Source organism: Enterococcus sp. AZ149 (genome assembly GCF_051714285.1).
Lineage (GTDB): Bacteria > Bacillota > Bacilli > Lactobacillales > Enterococcaceae > Enterococcus_D > Enterococcus_D entomosocium.
In genome coordinates this window covers 1,990,532-2,009,212 of the sequence record NZ_JBIORO010000001.1, presented here as the reverse complement: position 1 = coordinate 2,009,212, position 18,681 = coordinate 1,990,532, and the positions used below count along the sequence as shown (strand labels likewise).

The following is an 18,681-nucleotide window of genomic DNA, read 5'->3' as shown; positions in this document are numbered from 1 at the left end:
AGACAGAACTTATAATTTCGTAAGTTTCGGCAGTAAGGCGAAAGTGAAAAGCGACTTTGATAAACACAGGTGTCAAGAAGCAAAAACAGGAACATCGTCGTTCCTTTTTCGCTTCTTGACTTTTTTTTACAGAGATGGCATGGTATACATATTATCATAACGTTTTTTATTTAAAATCGTTGCAGAAAAGGTGTTAGGAAGAAGGGGTAACTTTGACAGAAGTATTAGCACTGCAAAATGTTTCCAAATTGATTGGAACCAAACGAATCATTGAGGATGTTTCCTTTGTGGTGGACCAAGGACAAGTCGTTGGTTTATTAGGGCCTAATGGGGCTGGGAAGACGACGATCATTCGGATGATTGTTGGGTTGATGAAGCACAACACAGGATCGATTGCCATTATGGGGAATTTACTGGATTCTTCTTTTAAAACCGCGATTGCCTCAGTCGGTGCGATCGTTGAAAATCCTGAGTTTTATAATTATATGACAGGCTATGAAAATTTGATGCAGTATCAGCGCATGGCGAAGAAAAAAAGTACGACAGCAGAATTAGAAGCTCTTATTCGTCAGGTACATTTAGAAGGACACATCCATCAAAAAGTCAAAACCTATTCATTAGGGATGCGTCAGCGTTTAGGTGTTGCCCAGGCATTGGTCCATCAACCAGACTTATTAGTTTTAGATGAACCGATGAATGGCCTGGATCCTAAAGGCATGCGGGAGTTTCGAGAAATGATTCTTTCTTTGAGAGAAAAAGGCGTTTCTGTCTTAGTTTCCAGTCATCAATTAAGCGATATCGAACAAATTGCCGATCATTTGATCGTGGTGCAAAAAGGAAAAGTCACTCATCAAGTAGCAATGGCAGAGTTGAAAGCAGAGAAAAATGTACTGATTATTAAAACTGATGATAATGCGGAAACAGAAGCAATGTTAAAAGCTTCCTTTGAGGTCGAGGTCTTGCAGGTTGCAGATGAATTGCAAGTCACTCTAGCAACAGATCAGCGTTCGGCAATCGCTGCAGCGATCGTGACGGCTGGGATCGGCTTGAAAGAACTACGGACAAAGCAATCTTCTCTAGAAGATACATTCTTGGCTTGGACCGAAGAAGGAGGTTTGTAAGCATGCTGACATTGATTAAAAATGAATGGATCAAATTAACCAAAAAACGTTCTACTTGGATCATGCTGCTTTTATTGGTTCTAATGACTTTTGGGTTGACCTATGTGGTTCGCTTAGGTAGTCCCGAGATTGGTGCCAATGATTTATTCGCTTCTTTGAGCGACATGACTTCCTTTTTAAACTTATTTGTGGTGATTGTGGCAGCTTCTTCAGTGGCGGAAGAGTTCAGTCGTGGAACAATCAAGTTCTTATTGATTCGGCCTTTTTCCAGAAGCCAAATCTTAGCAGCAAAAGCCATCAACACGTTTTTATTTGCGCTTTTAGGGACTGCTGTTTTACTAATCAGTAGTTTAGCAGCCGCCAATTTATTTTTAGCAGCTGAATCACCTTTTGCTGCTACTGGCTACAACGGGCTAGCGGCGATTCTCGTTGCCTTTGTTTTTGCGGGAACCAACTTGCTATTGATTGTCTTTTATATTGCATTGACCATCTTTATCTCAGCCGTCATTCGCTCTCAAAGCCTGGCGGTTGGCTTAGGCTTGGGTATGTTGTTTGGAAGCAGCATCATCAACTCGATCATGCTTTTTGCTCAAGAAAAATACCCATGGCTGAAGTGGAACCCGTTTAATTTTATGAATATCAAAGAGCAGATACCGAGTTTATTAAATAGTCCTGACATGCAGATGACTGCCTTTGATCCGGGATTGGGCTATTGGGAAATGGCGATCGGGATCCTTGTTTATAGTGTTTTAATCTACCTTTTAACAAATTGGTTATTCAATAAAAGAGATGTCGCATTAAGTTGAGGAAACGAGTGAAAGTTTTTGGATAAATCCAACTTTCACTCTTTCTTTTTGTGTTTTTTTCTAGTAAAATGATTCATTGAGAGTACAAGAGAAAGGAGAGTTTTCAAATGGTTAGTGTAGGAATCGTAATCGTGATCGCTGTTGTTGCAGCATTACTAGGCGCTGTCGGCGGCTTCTTTTTGGCGCGTAAATATATGCAAGATTATCTAAAGAAAAATCCTCCCGTTAATGAGGATATGCTTCGCTCGATGATGATGTCAATGGGTCAAAAACCTTCTGAGAAAAAGATTCGTCAGATGATGCAGCAAATGAAAAACCAAAAGTAGGTTTTTTTCTAAGAAGCGGGCTGATTTTATCAGCTCGCTTTTTATTGCGGCAAAATGAAGAAACTAAAAGAATGTCCCCAGGCTGCTTTTTCTATTTACGTTCTGTGAATAGCGGGGTAGCAATCGAATCTGAATCTAATAAATATTCGGAAAAATCGCAAAATTTAGGCAACAGGTCACAAAGAAATGGAGAGTGTTATGTCAATATTTAGGAAGTTAGGTTGGTTTTTTAAACAAGAAAAGAAACATTATTTGTTAGGCGTAGGCTCTTTAGTCCTAGTCGCCTTGGTACAGTTGGCCCCTCCCAAAGTTATCGGGATCATCATCGATGAAATTGCTGAAAAAGAGATCTCGATGCAGACGATCTTTTTTTGGGTCATGATCTTGATTGCTTCAGCTATCGCTCAATATGTGTTTCGTTTTGTCTGGCGAACGCATATCTGGGGCAGTGCCGCTCGGCTAGAAAAAACGTTACGCAGACAGTTATTTGCACATTTTACAAGGATGGATCAGTTGTTTTATCAAAAGCATCGGACAGGTGATTTGATGGCCCATGCCACCAATGACTTGAATGCCATCCAGAATGTGGCAGGGGCGGGGATCTTGACCTTTGCTGATTCCTTCATCTCTGGTGGAGCTACCATCATTGCGATGGTTCTCTTTATCGATTGGCGGTTAACGATCATTGCTCTATTGCCGCTGCCTTTCTTAGCAGTCATGGCACGGGTTCTTGGTAGCAAATTGCATGATGCGTTTCGTGACTCGCAAGAAGCATTTTCTTCCATCAACGACAAAGCCCAAGAAAGTATTACTGGGATGAAAGTCATCAAAACCTTTGGACAGGAAAAAGAGGACATCGCTGATTTTCAAACCAAAATCGACCATGCCATCATCAAAAACCGCAAAGTCAATTTTCTGGATGCCTTATTTGATCCGTTTATTACGATCATCATTGGAATCTCCTATGTGCTGACGATCATCGTTGGCGGCAATTATGTCATGGACGGTACCATCTCGATCGGTCAATTGGTATCTTTCATCAGTTATATCGGTATGTTAGTTTGGCCAATGTTTGCCATCGGACGCCTGTTCAATGTGCTGGAACGAGGCAATGCAAGTTATGATCGGGTTGCCGAATTATTGGCGGCAAAGACCCATATCATTGAAGCCAAAGATGCGGTCGATACCCCAGCCCAAGGAACGGTGAACGTTCAAATCAATGATTTTCACTATCAAGGAGATGATTTTGCCCTGCAAGACATCCACTTTACTTTGCCTGCCGGGCAAACACTTGGTGTGGTCGGGAAAACTGGTGCAGGAAAAACCTCTTTGATGAAGCTCTTGTTGCGAGAGTATGATTCATTTGATGGGGCGATCACCTTCGGGGGCATCGACAGCAAGCAATACTCTTTGAATGCTCTTTTGGGTTCGATCGGTTATGTTCCGCAAGATCATTTCTTATTTTCCATGACGATTCGAGACAATATCCGCTTCGCGCAACCACGGTCTTCTCAAGCAGAAGTTGAAGCGGCTGCTAGATTAGCAGTGATCCACGAGGATATCAGTCAGTTTCCTGAAGGGTACGAAACGATGGTGGGGGAACGTGGTGTTTCTCTTTCCGGCGGACAAAAACAGCGTTTATCCATTGCCCGTGCCTTGATCACTGACCCAGAATTATTGATTTTAGATGACGCCCTTTCAGCAGTAGATGCCAAAACGGAAGAAGCTATTTTACAACAATTACGGACATTCCGTCAGAATAAAACAACGATCATTGCTGCCCACCGCCTAAGCAGTGTCAAGCATGCAGAAGAAATTCTCGTGATCGACAATGGGAAAATCAGTGAACGTGGGACCCATGAACAATTATTGGCTGCAAATGGCTGGTATAAAAAAATGTGGGACAAGCAGCAACTAGAAGCCAAAATCGAAGGGAGTGAAGCCTAATGCAAGAATCAGAATGGAGCAAATCGATTCCCTTTAAAGAGCAAAAAAACATCATCAAACGAATGTTTCTTTTTGCCAAACCATTTCGGAAAACCTTCTATGCAGCGATCTTTTTTGCTTTTGTGCTATCGATCGTCAATATCTTGTTGCCTTTGATCATTCAAACCTTTATGGATAATTATTTGACCAATCAGACGGCGACCCAGCAAGTCATTTATTTCTTTGCTGCGTTGTATTTCTTTGGGGTGTTGGTAAAAGCCGTGATTTGGTTTTTCCAATGGTTCCTTTATTCAATGGGTTCTTTAAAAACCTATCAATATATTCGAGCAAAATTATTTGAAAAATTGCATAGTCTTGGGATGCGCTATTTCGATCAGACGCCAGCGGGTTCGATCGTTTCACGGGTCAGCAACGACACAGAAACATTGTATGAATTTTGGTATGTCTTCTTGATGGTATTGACAGGAATTTTTGCGGTGGTTTCTTCTTTTGCCGCCATGTTCCGCATCAACGTCAAAATTGCCTTACTAAACTTGATTTTTCTGCCAATCCTAATGGTAGTCATCTGGTATTATCAAAAATTCAGCTCTCGTATCTATCGTCAAATGCGGGAAAAACTGAGTCAGCTGAATACGAAATTGAATGAATCGATTTCTGGTATGCAGATCATTCAGCAATTCCGTCAAGAGGCGCGGCTGAATGAAGAATTCGAAGCGACCAACGATGATTATTTGAAAACCAGATACGCTATGATCCGCACGAATGCGCTGCTACTATCACCAATCATTAGTTTGTTGTATGCCTTAGCGATCGCCTTGTCATTGACGCTCTTTGGGTTTGATGCTTTAGAATCGCCGATTGAAGTTGGGTTAATTTTCGCCTTTACGACCTATATTCAAGGATTCTTTAATCCAATGACACAGATGATGGATTTTCTCAGCGTCTTTACTGATGGGATGGTAGCCGGCAGCCGGATTTTGAAGATTATGGATAACGAAGAATATACGCCGCAGCAAAATTCCGATGCCAGTCAAACCATCACCAAAGGAAAAATTGAATTTCGCGATGTCAGTTTTTCCTATGATGGAAAAAACAACGTATTGAATCATATTTCTTTCATCGCCTATCCAGGTGAGACCGTGGCTCTAGTCGGTCACACAGGAAGTGGCAAGAGCTCGATCATCAATGTGTTGATGCGTTTTTACGAATTTGGGGAAGGGCAAATTTTGATCGATGATCAAGATATCCGCGACTTCACGATGGAAGAGCTTCGGAAAAAAGTTGGACTCGTATTGCAAGATGCTTTCATGTTTTATGGGGACATCGCTGACAATATCCGCTTATTGAATCAGGACATTCGTGAAGAACAGATCGAAGCAGCAGCAAAATTTGTTCAAGCAGATGCCTTTATTCAAAAACTACCTGGTAAATACCACGCCAAAGTGATTGAACGGGGTGCCAGTTATTCAAGCGGGCAACGGCAATTGATTTCCTTTGCCCGAACGATGGTGACCGATCCGAAAGTGCTGGTCTTGGATGAGGCGACTGCCAATATCGATACTGAAACAGAAGGACTGATCCAAGAAGGCTTGGCAAATATGCGTCAAGGGCGAACCACGATCGCGATCGCCCATCGATTGTCTACCATTCGCGATGCTGAGTTGATTTTGGTGCTTGATAAAGGCTCGATCGTCGAACGAGGCACCCATGATGAACTTTTGGCTCAAAAAGGGTTGTATGCCGATATGTACCGTTTGCAGGCAAGTGAAGTTTAATAGCTTTGATAGTAATGCTAACCTTAAAGACTCTCGTTTTTAAGGTTTTTTTGTACGAAAAAAAGAAGGAAGGGATGAAAAATAAAAATAACGAACAACGATTGACAGCGCTTTCTACCTTTGCTATGATAAAGATAATAGAACTGGTTCTAATGGATAGTGATTGTTGATTTTTAACAAGCTAAACCTGATGAAGCTGCGGTATTTGCGCTGCTTTCATGAGGTTTTTTCTGTGTTGACTGTTGGCTAAACAATAAAGACAAGCAATGAACCATATCCGCAATGATAAAGTAAGTGGGGGTAGGACATGAAAATCAGTAAAGTGTTAAACAATAATGTTGTGATCACTACCGATCAAAGTCAAAACGAGATTATTGTTATGGGGCGGGGGATTGCCTTTAAGAAAAAAGTGGGAGATGACATTTCTTCAGAAACGGTCGATAAAGTATATCGCTTAGAAAATCAGACGATCTTATCTCAATTTCAAGAGCTGCTTGCTGACTTACCACTGGAATATCTTGAATTATCCAATGAGATCATTGAGTATGCTCGGCGAGAATTGTCATCCCCCATCAATGATTCCATCTACATCTCGCTGACAGATCATATGCACTGTGCCATTGAACGATCGAAAAAAGGAATGACGGTCAAAAATGTCTTATTGTGGGATATCAAGCGTTTTTTCCCCGATGAGTACCAAATAGGCTGCAAAACAGTAGAAAAAATCAAAGAACATTACGGGATTCAGCTGCCAGATGATGAAGCTGGCTTTATTGCTCTGCATCTGGTCAATGCGCAAACCGAAAATGGTGACCAAGGCAATATTGCTGAGCTAACCCAAACGATGCAAGACATTATTAACATTGTTAAATATTTTTTCAAAACCACCTTTGATGAAGAGTCCGTTTATTTTTATCGCTTCACTACGCATTTGAAATTTTTTGTCTCAAGAATGCAAAACCATACCCCTCATACGGATGAAACCGATGAAGATCTTTTGGCTATGGTCAAAGTGAAGTACCGAAATGCGTATCAATGCGTACAAAAAATCGCTGAACTATTAGAAAATCAGTATCAGTATCAAATGTCCAGTGACGAAAGTTTGTATTTAACGATTCATATTGCCAGACTTGTGCAAAAAAATCGTTGATTGAAATAAAGAAGAAAGGAGAAAGAGTTTTACTCAGTGCAAGATATAGAAGAAAGAATAATTTTTTGGCAATGATTTTTATTAAAACGTATTTTTAGGACCGCTAGTTAAGAAGCAGCATATCAAAGACGAAACATTTTGGATAGTGACATTCAGTTGGCTAAACCTTCAATACAAAAAAATTGGAGGAATCAAAAATGGGAAAATACCGTGAATTAGCAGAAAAAATCGTCGCAAATGTCGGTGGGAAAGAGAACATCAATAGCTTGACGCATTGTATCACACGCCTGCGTTTTAAATTAAAGGATGAAGGCGTCGCAAATGATGAAGTCTTAAAGAACATGGAAGGTGTCGTGACGGTCATGAAGAGTGGCGGTCAATACCAGGTGGTTATCGGAAACCATGTGCCAGATGTCTATGCAGAAGTTATCGATGTTGCAGGAATCAGTGGTGATGCTGAAGAAACAGCCTCAGGTGGCAACTTGTTTGATCGTTTGATCGATATTTTGAGCGGCTGCTTCCAACCCTTCTTAGGTGCTTTGTGTGCGGCTGGGATGATCAAAGGACTAAACGCACTGTTGCTTTTTATTGGTACAACAGGTTTGATCGATTATACAACAACGACTGGTACCTATGTGATGTTCAATGCGATCGGTGATTCGATCTTCATGTTTATGCCGGTGATTTTAGGGTATACGTCAGCAAAAAAATTCCGCTTAAATCCAATGGTGGGAATCGTGATCGGGTCGGCGCTTTGCTATCCGACGATTCAAGGATCAGCCTTGCAAGCGGCATTTGTTGCCGGAGCTGGCGAGGGAGCTGCTGCACCTTATAGCTTATTAGGCTTGCCAGCGTATGAAACCTTCTTAGGGATTCCGTGGGTTGGTGCGACATATACTAGTAGTGTGGTTCCAGTAATCTTTATCATCGCATTCGCTGCACAAGTTCAAAAATTGGCGAAGAAAATCATTCCGTCTGTTGTCCAAACATTTTTAGTGCCTTTCTTGGTTTTATTGATTGCATTGCCAATTGGCTTTTTGGTGATTGGACCTGTGATCAGTATGTTGACGGATCTTTTAAGCTCAGGATTTGAAGCATTGATGGACTTCTCTCCAGCGATTTATGGTTTGTTATTAGGCTTCTTCTGGCAAGTCTTGGTTATTTTCGGCTTGCATTGGTCAGTTGTGCCACTACACATTATGCAAGTGACACAGCTCGGCTACAGTCAAATTTTGGTAGCATCATTTGGTGCCAGCTTTGCCCAAACAGCGGTAGTGATGGCTATGTACTTTAAACTTAAAGACAAAAAACTAAAAGCTCTATGTCCACCAGCCATTATCTCAGGACTTTTTGGTGTAACAGAACCAGCAATTTATGGGATCACGTTACCGAAAAAAATGCCGTTTTTCTTCTCAATGATTGGTGGGGCGGTCGCAGGTGCCTTCTTAATGATCAATGGCACAACGAGCTATACCTCTGGTGGTTTAGGCGTCTTTGGAATCTTTAACTATATCACTCCAGAAGGCGATGCCAGTGGCATGTGGTTCTCGGTCATCGGGATCTTGATCGCTGCAGCGATTGGTTTTGGTTTGACGATGGCTTTCTGGAAAGATGATGCGGTGGAAGAAGAAATCGCAGAAGGACAACCAGCGATGACTGTTCGGAAAGAAGTAATCACTTCCCCTGTTGAAGGAACGATCGCACCACTAAGCAGTGCAAAAGATGAAGCCTTCGCACAAGGGATTCTAGGAAAAGGCATCTTGATCCATCCCTCAAAAGGCGAAGTTGTGGCTCCTTTTGACGGAACAGTAATGACCTTGTTCCCAACCAAACATGCCATTGGGTTGATCTCTGAGAACGGCTTAGAGCTTTTGATCCATATTGGTTTAGATACTGTTCAATTAAACGGTGAATACTTTGAAGCCCATGTGAAGCAAGGAGACACGGTGACTCGCGGACAAAAATTGATCACCTTTGATAAGGATGCATTGATCAAAGCTGGATTTAATATTGAGACCCCAGTGTTAGTCACCAACTCCGCCGATTATTTGGATATCATCGAGTCAGACAAACGTGAGGTAGGCTGTTCCGATGATTTGATCACGGCTTTAGTTTAGCCAAAAACTTTCTAACAAGTTCTACGTAAGGATAAAAGCGATCGCCCATGTGAAGCGATCGCTTTTTGTCAGTCATTTAATTGGGAAACAGTGAGTCTTTATAATGAAGATTTTTATCGTAGGTTGGCTCAGCGATTATCGTCGATGATGTAGGGCGCTTGTCATAAGCCATGCCAATATCGATCAAATGCTGCAAGTTTTTTTCATAATGCTCCGAAAAGACGACTGCGTACAACAAATCCAGCAAGTAGCAAACGGACGTATTGATCGTAAAGTTGGCGATCTTTGAGTAGAGCCGTTCTCTTGTCGTGATATTCAAAACACAATTACTTAATTTCGCCAAGGAGTTCTCCCCGATACTCGTCATGCCAATGATGGAAACCTGCCGCTCGGCAAGGATCTTACCGATTTCTTTGACCATTTTGTTTTCACCGGTGTAAGAAATCAAGATCGCGGTCGTATCGGAGGTACAGTTAGATGCCTCGTAAGCACTCTCGCCGAAGGTGTCGCAGACGTGAATGTTTTTTCCTAAACGCCGCATCTTCAAAACAAAGTCTTGAGAAATCAAGGTATTGGCATTACTGGCGAAGATCTTGATATGGTTGGCGTTGAGCAACGATTGTTTCGCTTTTTGTAATTCATCATGATGGATCAAGGAAAGCGTATCTTCAATCGTTGTTTGTTCAAGCTTTGCCAACTTTTTGGCGATGGTCATAATGCCGTCATGGGAGGAAAAAGGGAAGTTCGCATCTACATCTGTAAAATGGCTGCTCATATAAGTTTGCTCTTCCACAAAGGCCGTTTTTAAGTCGAGCCAACCATTGAAGCCTAATTTTTTGGCAATCCGAATAAAAGTAGAAGGATGAACGTAGGTCTTTTCTGACAATTCCTTAATGGTTTGATCCGCCATCGCAGTCGGGTTGGCTAATAAATAATCGATCAACGATCGTTCCGCTGGTGCTAGTTTGATTTGGCGCATTTTTTCTTGTAACAACATGGTATATATGCTCCTTTTTACATTTTTTTATGATTATTTGTAAATGGTTTTTACAAAAATTCGTTTTTATTCAGTACCTAGCGAATCGTTTACATCCTAATTATTCCTTATTTGATGCTCTTTGTAAATCTTTTTTACAAAACATCTGCAAGAAGAAGCGAGATTTGCAAACGCTTTTTCTAAATATGCTATTTACATTGAATCAAATGTTTTTATGAATGATAATAAGAATGTAAATAAAATAGCAAAGGAGCAATACAATGACAAAAGGAATTAAAATTGCAACCATTGGTGGCGGCAGCAGCTATACCCCGGAGTTAATGGAAGGCTTTATCAAACGCTATGAAGAATTGCCGATTCGTGAAATTTGGCTAGTAGATATCGAAGCAGGAAAAGAAAAATTAGCAATCGTTGGTGCGATGGCACAACGGATGTGGGATGCGTCACCCTACGATGTAAAAATCCACATGACATTGGATCGAGAAGAAGCGCTAAAAGATGCTGATTTCGTTACGACCCAATTTCGAGTAGGGTTGCTGAATGCCCGCATTAAAGATGAACGAATTCCTGCTTATTATGGCATGATTGGTCAAGAAACCAACGGCCCTGGCGGAATGTTCAAAGCGTTCCGTACGGTTCCAATCATTCTTGAAATTGTTGAAGACATGAAACGTTTATGTCCGGATGCTTGGTTGATCAATTTTGCGAATCCAAGCGGCATGGTGACTGAAGCAATCGTGCGTTACGGAAAATGGGACAAAGTGATCGGGTTGTGTAATGTGCCAGTCATGGCAACCATGATTGAGCCAGCCTTGATCGGTAAAGAACCGGACGAATTGATCTACAAATTTGCAGGATTGAATCACTTCCATTGGCACAAAGTTGCTGATTCACACGGCAACGATGTAACGATGGATATTATTGATAAAATGTATGAAGAAGACAATGGCTTACCGAAGAATATCTTTGATATTCCATTTTACAAAGAACAGCTAGAACAAATGAAGATGATCCCTTGCGGTTATCATCGTTACTACTATCGTCAAGAAGAAATGCTGAATCATGCGATCGAAGAATACAAGACTGTTGGGACCCGTGCACAGCAAGTGAAACAAACCGAAGCCGAATTGTTTGAGTTGTACAAAGACCCTGAATTGGATCATAAACCTGAACAGCTGCAAAAACGTGGTGGTGCGTATTACTCAGATGCAGCGTGTGAAACGATTGCTTCCATTTATGCCAATAAAAATACCCAAATCGTTGTTTCAACAAAAAATGAAGGCGCCGTTCCAGATCTTCCTGCCGATTGCGTAGTCGAAGTAACAGCTTACGTTGGCGGACAAGGGGCTAGAAATGTTGCCTTTGGTGAGTTACCGACAGCTGAAAAAGGTTGGTTACAGGTAATGAAAGCAATGGAATTATTAACGATCGAAGCAGCTGTGACTGGGGATTACAATATCGCATTACAAGCCTTCACCATCAACCCATTGGTTCCATCAGGTGATACGGCAAAACGTGTCATGGACGAACTGTTTATTGCCCACAAAGATCACTTGCCTAAATTTAAGGAAACGATCGCACGTCTTGAAAAAGAAGGCGTAGAAGTACAAGATGAAGTAGCCCGCGAACTTGATCGCGAACTAGTTAAATAAAGAGAAAGTAGGAAAGAAACATGGCATTTAGAAAAGACTTTTTATGGGGCGGCGCAACAGCTGCCAATCAATGTGAAGGAGGCTACCAAGAAGGAGGACGCGGCTTGGCAAACGTTGACGTGGTACCGATCGGCAAAGATCGTTTTCCAGTCATTACTGGTCAAATGAAAATGTTCGATTTTGATGACGAACATTTCTACCCAGCAAAAGAAGCGATCGATATGTATCATCGCTACAAAGAAGACATCGCGCTATTTGGCGAAATGGGCTTTAAAACCTACCGTTTGTCGATCGCTTGGAGTCGGATTTTCCCTAAAGGGGATGAAACAGAACCAAATGAAGACGGCTTGAAGTTCTATGAAGATCTTTTCAAAGAATGCCACAAATATGGGATCGAACCATTAGTAACGATCACTCACTTTGATTGCCCAATGCATTTAGTTGAAAAATACGGAGCATGGCGTTCTCGTGAATTAGTCGGATTCTATGAAAACTTGTGTAACGTGATTTTCAACCGCTACAAAGGATTAGTAAAATACTGGTTGACCTTCAACGAAATCAACATGATTCTACATGCGCCATTTATGGGAGCGGGACTTTATTTTGAAGAAGGCGATAACGTTGAGCAAGTGAAATATCAAGCGGCTCATCACGAGTTGTTGGCATCCGCAATCGCAACGAAAATCGCTCACGAAGTTGATCCTGAAAACAAAGTAGGTTGTATGCTGGCTGCTGGCGCGTACTATCCATATACAAGCAAACCAGAAGATGTCTGGGAATCACGCAAAGCAGATCGCGAAAACTATTTCTTTATTGATGTTCAATCACGTGGGGAATATCCACAATATGCGCTGAAAGAAATGGAACGCAATGGGATCGAAATCAAAATGGAAGAAGGCGACCTTGAGCTGTTGAAAGCTCACACCGTAGACTTTATTTCTTTCTCTTACTATTCTTCACGCGTATCAACAACGGACGCTGAATTGTTAGAACAAACGGCTGGCAATATTTTTGCCTCTGTGAAAAACCCATACTTGGAAGCAAGTGAGTGGGGTTGGCAAATTGATCCACTTGGTTTGCGGATTACAATGAATGACATTTATGACCGTTACCAAAAACCATTGTTTATCGTTGAAAATGGTCTAGGCGCTGTGGATACACCAGATGCAGATGGCTATGTGGAAGATAATTACCGCATCCAATATTTGGCAGAGCATATCCAAGCAATGAAAGATGCGGTTGAACAAGATGGTGTCGACTTATTGGGTTACACGACTTGGGGTTGTATCGATTTAGTTTCAGCTGGAACAGGTGAAATGAAAAAACGCTATGGTTTCATTTATGTGGACCGTGACAATGAAGGAAACGGCACCTTGAAACGAACCAAGAAAAAATCATTTGATTGGTACAAACAAGTGATTGCTTCAAATGGTGAAGATTTATCGAATAACTAATCAAAAGAAGCTGCAGTTGATCCCGTTGAGAAATCAAAGGGGATCCACTGCAGTTTTTTTAAAGTCTTTTTGAAATCTTTGTAACGAATGGTTTCTTTAAGAAGAAATAGACATTCAGATATTTTGACAAGCGCCAATTTGATTGTTGTATAATGTTTATGTTGCAGCAATCACAAAAAGGTGACCTTAAGGATGACATGTTTTGTCCTCAAAATCGCCTTTCTCTGTTTTTTAAAGAACTTTTTCAATTTCTGGAATCATTTTTTGAGGATTTGTCTGGGGAGCAAAACGCTCAACGACTTTACCTTGGCGATCCACCAAGAATTTCGTGAAATTCCATTTAATGGCTTTTCCTAGCGTGCCAGGTGCTTCTTCTTCCAAATAGCGAAACAAGGGATCCGCGTCTTTTCCATTGATCACTGTTAACTTGTGCATCGGAAAGTCGACACCATAGGTGGTTCGGCAAGCGGCTGCGGCTTCTTCGGCTGACCCGACTTCTTGTTTGAACTGATCAGAAGGAAACCCTAAAACGACCAATCCTTGGTCTTTATAAGTTTCATAAAGACCTTGTAGTTCTTTGAACTGCGGGCTCAAACCACACTTCGTAGCTGTATTGACGATCACTAGCGGTTGACCTTCGTATTTTGCTAGCGAATAAGTTTCGCCATTTTCCAATGTTGCTTGGTAGTCATAGATTGACATAGCAAACGCTCCTTTTAATGTAAATCGTAGTCGATAGCTTCTGAGACAAGTATAGAGCAAAGTCTTCAAAAAAACCAAGCAAACTTCTTGGCGCATTTTATTTTTTATGGAAAACAAAAAAGTCCAGCAGTCACCGAGACCGCTGGACTTTAATTATGCTTCTGGCAATACTTCGGGTTCTGTTTCTTGTGGATGAACGACAGATTTAGTTTTCCATACACCGGAGTGCCAACGATAAATCATTAAGACGCTGCGCAATGCTTCGTCAATGGCATAAGCGATCCAAACGCCGATCAAGCCGAATTTAAAGACGATCGCCAGTGAATAGGAAAACGGTAAGCTGATGACCCATAGAACAACTAGACTACAGATCAATGGGAACTTCACATCGCCACTTGCATTTAAGGAACCCACAAGGATCATATTGACTGCACGCGCCGTTTCTAAAACGATCTCTACCAAAAAGACACCTTTGGCAATCTCGATCACTTCCGCGTTGGTGGTAAAGATTCCCATGATTGGCTCAATAAACAAGTAAGTCAATAAACAGATCGTTACCGAGGCAATGATCCCGATCACCATCGTGCGCATGCCTCGCTGATGCGCGCGATCGTATTCTCCAGCACCGACATTGCGGCCAATCATGATTTGATTCCCTTGACTCAATGCGGAGGCAATCAAATAAACAAATTGGGTGATAGCTGTTACGTAAGATTTTGCAATCAAGACGCTGGCACCAAGTTGAGCCACGATCATCGTCACTACGACTTGCGCTCCTTGATAGGAAAGAGACTCGCCAGAAGAAGGCAATCCGTAAGTCAAAATGTTTTTCATCACACCCCAAGAGACATTCGAGAAACGGGCAGATAAAACAGAAAAATTCACATGCTTCTTCAGCAACATTGCGGCAATTATTAAACCAATCGAATTACCAAAGACGCTAGAAAATGCCAATCCGGTCACACCAAAATTCGGTAAACCAAAGGGGCTATATAAGACAAAGTAATTCCCAATGACGGCTAGGATACTAGCAAACATCGGCACCAATAACGCAGGTTTTGTGAAACTGTGGCTACGCATGACAGCAATTATGACCGCCGTGATCGATGAAAGGAACAGACTTCCCCCATACACTTGTAAGTATCCATGACCTAAAGCAACTAATTCAGCATCCAATCCCATGAAACGAAGGAGATAGGTTGAGCCGAAAAGGAACATTAAGCTGATCAAAATCCCGATGAACAATGAGCCAAAAAGAGCGGTATTGATGACTTTCGGTATCTGGTCGCGTTTTTTCGCACCAATCAATTGTGCGATAATGATCTGAGTACCCACGGTGATGAAACCGTAAATAAAGACCGTTAAATTCAATAGTTGATTGGCAGCACTGACGGCCGCTACTGCTGGCTCGGAGTAATGAGAAATCATCCAAACGTTGACATTCCCAATAACGACCCGCAAAAATAGCTCAACAAAAATCGGCCAGCTGAGGAAAAGCAGTTCACGGTCTGATTTTCCTAAAAGTTTTTTCTTATTCAATTGTAAGGACTCCTTATTTTCTATATAATAGACGTATCGTGAAAATTTTACAAAAATTGAAAAGAAAGTCAATGTAATTTTCAAAAGTAAAAGCAGGAATATCTTATTATTTTTTGTAAGCAGATGAGTTGAAAGAATTTGCTTTTGAAAGTAAAGTATGGGTAGTCCAAATTGGAGGGAAATATATGTATGATGTAATTATCATCGGCGCAGGCCCTGCGGGGATGACAGCAGCGCTTTATGCGTCAAGATCGAATTTATCAGTACTAATGATTGAACGAGGCGCACCTGGCGGTCAAATGAACAATACGGCTGAAGTTGAAAACTACCCAGGATACGAATCAATCTTAGGCCCTGAATTAGCATTTAAAATGTATGAAGGTGCCATTAAATTTGGTGTTGAAAATGCCTATGGGATCGTTCAGAGCATCACGGATCAAGGTGAATTCAAAGAAGTTGCCACCGAAGACAAAACCTATCAAGGGAAAACAATCATCATTGCCACAGGATGCGTACATAGAAAGTTAGGCGTCAAAGGCGAAGAAGAATTCGCGGGACGCGGTGTTTCATACTGTGCGGTTTGTGACGGTGCCTTTTTCCGTAACAAACGCTTGATTGTTGTTGGCGGAGGCGACTCGGCAGTCGAAGAAGCTATCTACTTAACACAATTTGCTTCCGAAGTAACGATCGTTCACCGTCGTGACGAATTACGAGCACAAAAAATCATTCAAGATCGCGCATTTGCCAACGAGAAAATCTCTTTTATTTGGGATTCTGTTGTTGAAGAAATCAAAGGCAATGAGATGGTCGTGACTGGCGTGCAAATCAGAAACGTAAAAACGGATGAAGTGACAGAAGAAGCTGCTGGCGGTGTCTTTATCTATGTTGGTTTAGATCCGTTGACAGAACCATTCAAAGCCAGCGGTATCACGAATGATGCTGGCTGGATTTTAACCAATGAGCAGATGGAAACTTCAATTCCTGGTGTTTACGCGGTTGGCGATGTTCGTGAAAAAGGCTTGCGTCAAATCACGACGGCAGTCGGCGATGGCAGTATTGCTGGTCAACAAGTGTTTGATTTTATTGAAACACAAAAGGATGCTCAATTAACGAAATAGTTTAATGGAATCAGCTGTTATTTTTAAAGTGTCAATCACTTTTGATAGCAGCTGTTTTTATTTTTCGTTTGGTTATTCTTTGAGAAATCTGTAAGTAGTGTTATACTAATTTTAGAGCATTTTAACGGAAAAAGGAGAGGTTATTTTATGGCATGGGAACAAACATTTAATCAATGGAAAAACAGTGAACACTTAGATCCACAATTAAAAGAACAATTGACCGCATTAGAAGCAGATCCTGCGATGTTAGAAGACGCTTTTTATATGCCTTTGGAATTTGGAACTGCCGGTATGCGAGGAATTTTAGGACCTGGTATCAATCGGATGAATATTTATACGATTCGTCAAGCAACCGAAGGATTGGCTCGCTTTATGGATACACAAGATCCTGAAACAAGACGTCGTGGCGTAGCGATCGCCTATGATTCCCGTCATTTTTCACCTGAGTTCGCGATGGAAGCGGCAAAAACATTGGCAAAACACGATATTCCAGCCTTCGTCTTTGAAAGCTTACGTCCGACGCCAGAATTATCTTTTGCTGTGCGATACTTAAAAACCTTTACTGGAATCATGATCACAGCTTCTCACAATCCAGCCGAATACAATGGCTACAAAGTATATGGGGAAGATGGTGGACAAATGCCACCAGCAGATGCGGATGCATTGACAAAATTCGTTCGGGAAATTGAAAATCCGTTAGAGATCCCTGTATTAAGTGAAGAAGAAGCCAAAAACAGCGGCTTGATCTCTATTATTGGCGAAGAAATCGATACTGCCTATCTGAAAGAGATCAAAGAAGTCACGATCGATCAAGAATTGATCGATACGGTGGGCAAAGATTTGAAACTTGTCTATACACCACTTCACGGAACAGGGCGGATGCTTGGGGAGAAAGCGTTGAAACAAGCTGGTTTCCAACAATTCATTATTGAACCTTCTCAAGCGGTTGCCGATCCAAATTTCAGTACAGTGAAATCACCGAATCCAGAAGAGCACTCTGCCTTTGAATATGCGATTGCTTTAGGAGAAAAAGAAGGTGCTGACCTGTTGATCGCAACAGATCCAGATGCCGATCGCTTAGGAGCTGCAGTAAGAATGCCAGATGGCAACTACCAAGTGTTGACAGGTAACCAGTTAGGCGCATTGATGATCCGTTACATTTTAGAAGCCCATAAAACAGCTGGGACATTGCCAGAAAATGCAGCAGTCTTAAAATCGATCGTTTCTAGTGAATTGCCAACAGCGATCGCTAAATCCTACGATGTGGATATGATCAACGTATTGACCGGCTTTAAATTTATTGCCGAAAAAATCCAACAATTTGAAAAAGACCATTCTCAAACCTTTATGTTTGGCTTTGAAGAAAGCTATGGCTACTTAGTAAAACCATTCGTACGGGACAAGGACGCGATCCAAGCGCTCGTTTTATTAGCAGAAGTGGCTGCTTTTTACAAACAATCAGACAAAACATTGTATGACGGTCTGCAAGATATTTTTGAAGAGTACGGTTATTATGCAGAAAAAACGATTTCTGTAACGATGAGCGGCATGGAAGGGGCAACTAAGATTGCTGCCTTGATGAAGACTTTCCGTGAAAAAGCACCTTCTGTCTTCGCAGGAACCCCTGTCGTACAAACAGAAGACTTTAAACTGTTGACTCGTGTGGGCTTAGATGGTCACCAACAAAAAATGACCACACCGCCTTCTGATGTTTTGAAATACACCTTGGAAGATGAAAGCTGGATTGCGGTTCGTCCTTCTGGGACCGAACCGAAAATCAAGTTTTATATTGGTGTAAAAGGCGAAACGGCAGAAGCAGCAGAACAAAAAATTGCTGATCTGCAAGCAGCGATTGAAGAAATCACAGGTGAATAAAGTCATCTGCTGCCTTCATAATCAAAAAATTGCAATTTGACTGAATGATCCGAGTGGTAGAAAAAGAAGCATTTGTTTCGCCAACGAACAGTTGTTGAGGGA

Annotated in this window: 14 protein-coding genes; 11 read left to right on the top strand and 3 right to left on the bottom strand. The window is 41.6% G+C overall.

Annotated elements, in window-relative coordinates; all coding sequences use genetic code 11:
- Positions 1 to 212: 212 nt before the first annotated feature.
- The 7 genes from IGI94_RS09405 (at position 213) to IGI94_RS09375 (ending at position 9,242) form a co-directional block, all read left to right on the top strand.
- The gene (locus IGI94_RS09405) at positions 213 to 1,121 is read left to right on the top strand and encodes an ABC transporter ATP-binding protein (RefSeq protein WP_086332451.1); all 909 of its coding nucleotides are present in this window, start codon (positions 213 to 215) and stop codon (positions 1,119 to 1,121) included.
- 2 nt (positions 1,122 to 1,123) lie between these two features.
- Positions 1,124 to 1,927: an ABC transporter permease gene (locus IGI94_RS09400; protein ID WP_008378441.1), complete on the top strand. Its 804-nt coding sequence runs from the start codon at positions 1,124 to 1,126 to the stop codon at positions 1,925 to 1,927.
- 107 nt (positions 1,928 to 2,034) lie between these two features.
- A complete protein-coding gene (locus IGI94_RS09395) occupies positions 2,035 to 2,253 on the top strand; it encodes a YneF family protein (protein ID WP_005235432.1) in 219 nt (72 codons plus the stop codon).
- Between the two features lie 198 nt (positions 2,254 to 2,451).
- Positions 2,452 to 4,200 carry an ABC transporter ATP-binding protein gene (locus IGI94_RS09390; RefSeq protein ID WP_086332450.1) on the top strand — a complete coding sequence of 583 codons (1,749 nt, stop codon included), beginning with the start codon at positions 2,452 to 2,454 and terminating at the stop codon, positions 4,198 to 4,200.
- Positions 4,200 to 5,975, top strand: coding sequence for an ABC transporter ATP-binding protein (locus IGI94_RS09385; protein ID WP_008378435.1), 1,776 nt, complete (start codon positions 4,200 to 4,202; stop codon positions 5,973 to 5,975). Before IGI94_RS09390 ends, IGI94_RS09385 begins: the two co-directional genes overlap by 1 nt.
- Positions 5,976 to 6,282: 307 nt before the next feature.
- On the top strand, positions 6,283 to 7,125 hold the full coding sequence (gene licT, locus IGI94_RS09380; protein WP_005235451.1) for a BglG family transcription antiterminator LicT: 843 nt from the start codon (positions 6,283 to 6,285) through the stop codon (positions 7,123 to 7,125).
- Between the two features lie 197 nt (positions 7,126 to 7,322).
- Positions 7,323 to 9,242 carry a beta-glucoside-specific PTS transporter subunit IIABC gene (locus IGI94_RS09375; protein ID WP_005235453.1) on the top strand — a complete coding sequence of 640 codons (1,920 nt, stop codon included), beginning with the start codon at positions 7,323 to 7,325 and terminating at the stop codon, positions 9,240 to 9,242.
- A gap of 76 nt (positions 9,243 to 9,318) precedes the next feature.
- Here IGI94_RS09375 and IGI94_RS09370 read toward each other — a convergent pair whose 3' ends face one another.
- The gene (locus IGI94_RS09370; protein WP_005235454.1) at positions 9,319 to 10,239 is read right to left on the bottom strand and encodes a MurR/RpiR family transcriptional regulator; all 921 of its coding nucleotides are present in this window, start codon (positions 10,237 to 10,239) and stop codon (positions 9,319 to 9,321) included.
- A 260-nt stretch (positions 10,240 to 10,499) separates the two neighbouring features.
- Here IGI94_RS09370 and IGI94_RS09365 point away from each other — a divergent pair, with 260 nt between their 5' ends.
- Together IGI94_RS09365 and IGI94_RS09360 are read left to right on the top strand one after the other, a co-directional pair.
- On the top strand, positions 10,500 to 11,891 hold the full coding sequence (locus IGI94_RS09365) for a 6-phospho-beta-glucosidase (protein ID WP_008378426.1): 1,392 nt from the start codon (positions 10,500 to 10,502) through the stop codon (positions 11,889 to 11,891).
- Positions 11,892 to 11,911: 20 nt separating this feature from the next.
- Positions 11,912 to 13,345: a 6-phospho-beta-glucosidase gene (locus tag IGI94_RS09360; protein WP_400450637.1), complete on the top strand. Its 1,434-nt coding sequence runs from the start codon at positions 11,912 to 11,914 to the stop codon at positions 13,343 to 13,345.
- Positions 13,346 to 13,576: 231 nt separating this feature from the next.
- Here the strand turns inward: IGI94_RS09360 and IGI94_RS09355 are convergent, their stop codons facing one another.
- Positions 13,577 to 14,047 carry a glutathione peroxidase gene (locus IGI94_RS09355; RefSeq protein ID WP_005235460.1) on the bottom strand — a complete coding sequence of 157 codons (471 nt, stop codon included), beginning with the start codon at positions 14,045 to 14,047 and terminating at the stop codon, positions 13,577 to 13,579.
- Positions 14,048 to 14,200: 153 nt separating this feature from the next.
- The gene (locus tag IGI94_RS09350) at positions 14,201 to 15,586 is read right to left on the bottom strand and encodes an MATE family efflux transporter (protein ID WP_008378420.1); all 1,386 of its coding nucleotides are present in this window, start codon (positions 15,584 to 15,586) and stop codon (positions 14,201 to 14,203) included.
- Positions 15,587 to 15,771: 185 nt separating this feature from the next.
- Here IGI94_RS09350 and trxB point away from each other — a divergent pair, with 185 nt between their 5' ends.
- Together trxB and IGI94_RS09340 are read left to right on the top strand one after the other, a co-directional pair.
- Positions 15,772 to 16,704, top strand: a complete 933-nt coding sequence (gene trxB / locus IGI94_RS09345) for a thioredoxin-disulfide reductase (protein ID WP_008378419.1) — start codon at positions 15,772 to 15,774, stop codon at positions 16,702 to 16,704.
- Between the two features lie 147 nt (positions 16,705 to 16,851).
- The gene (locus tag IGI94_RS09340) at positions 16,852 to 18,579 is read left to right on the top strand and encodes a phospho-sugar mutase (protein ID WP_086332447.1); all 1,728 of its coding nucleotides are present in this window, start codon (positions 16,852 to 16,854) and stop codon (positions 18,577 to 18,579) included.
- The last annotated feature ends 102 nt before the right edge of the window (positions 18,580 to 18,681 follow it).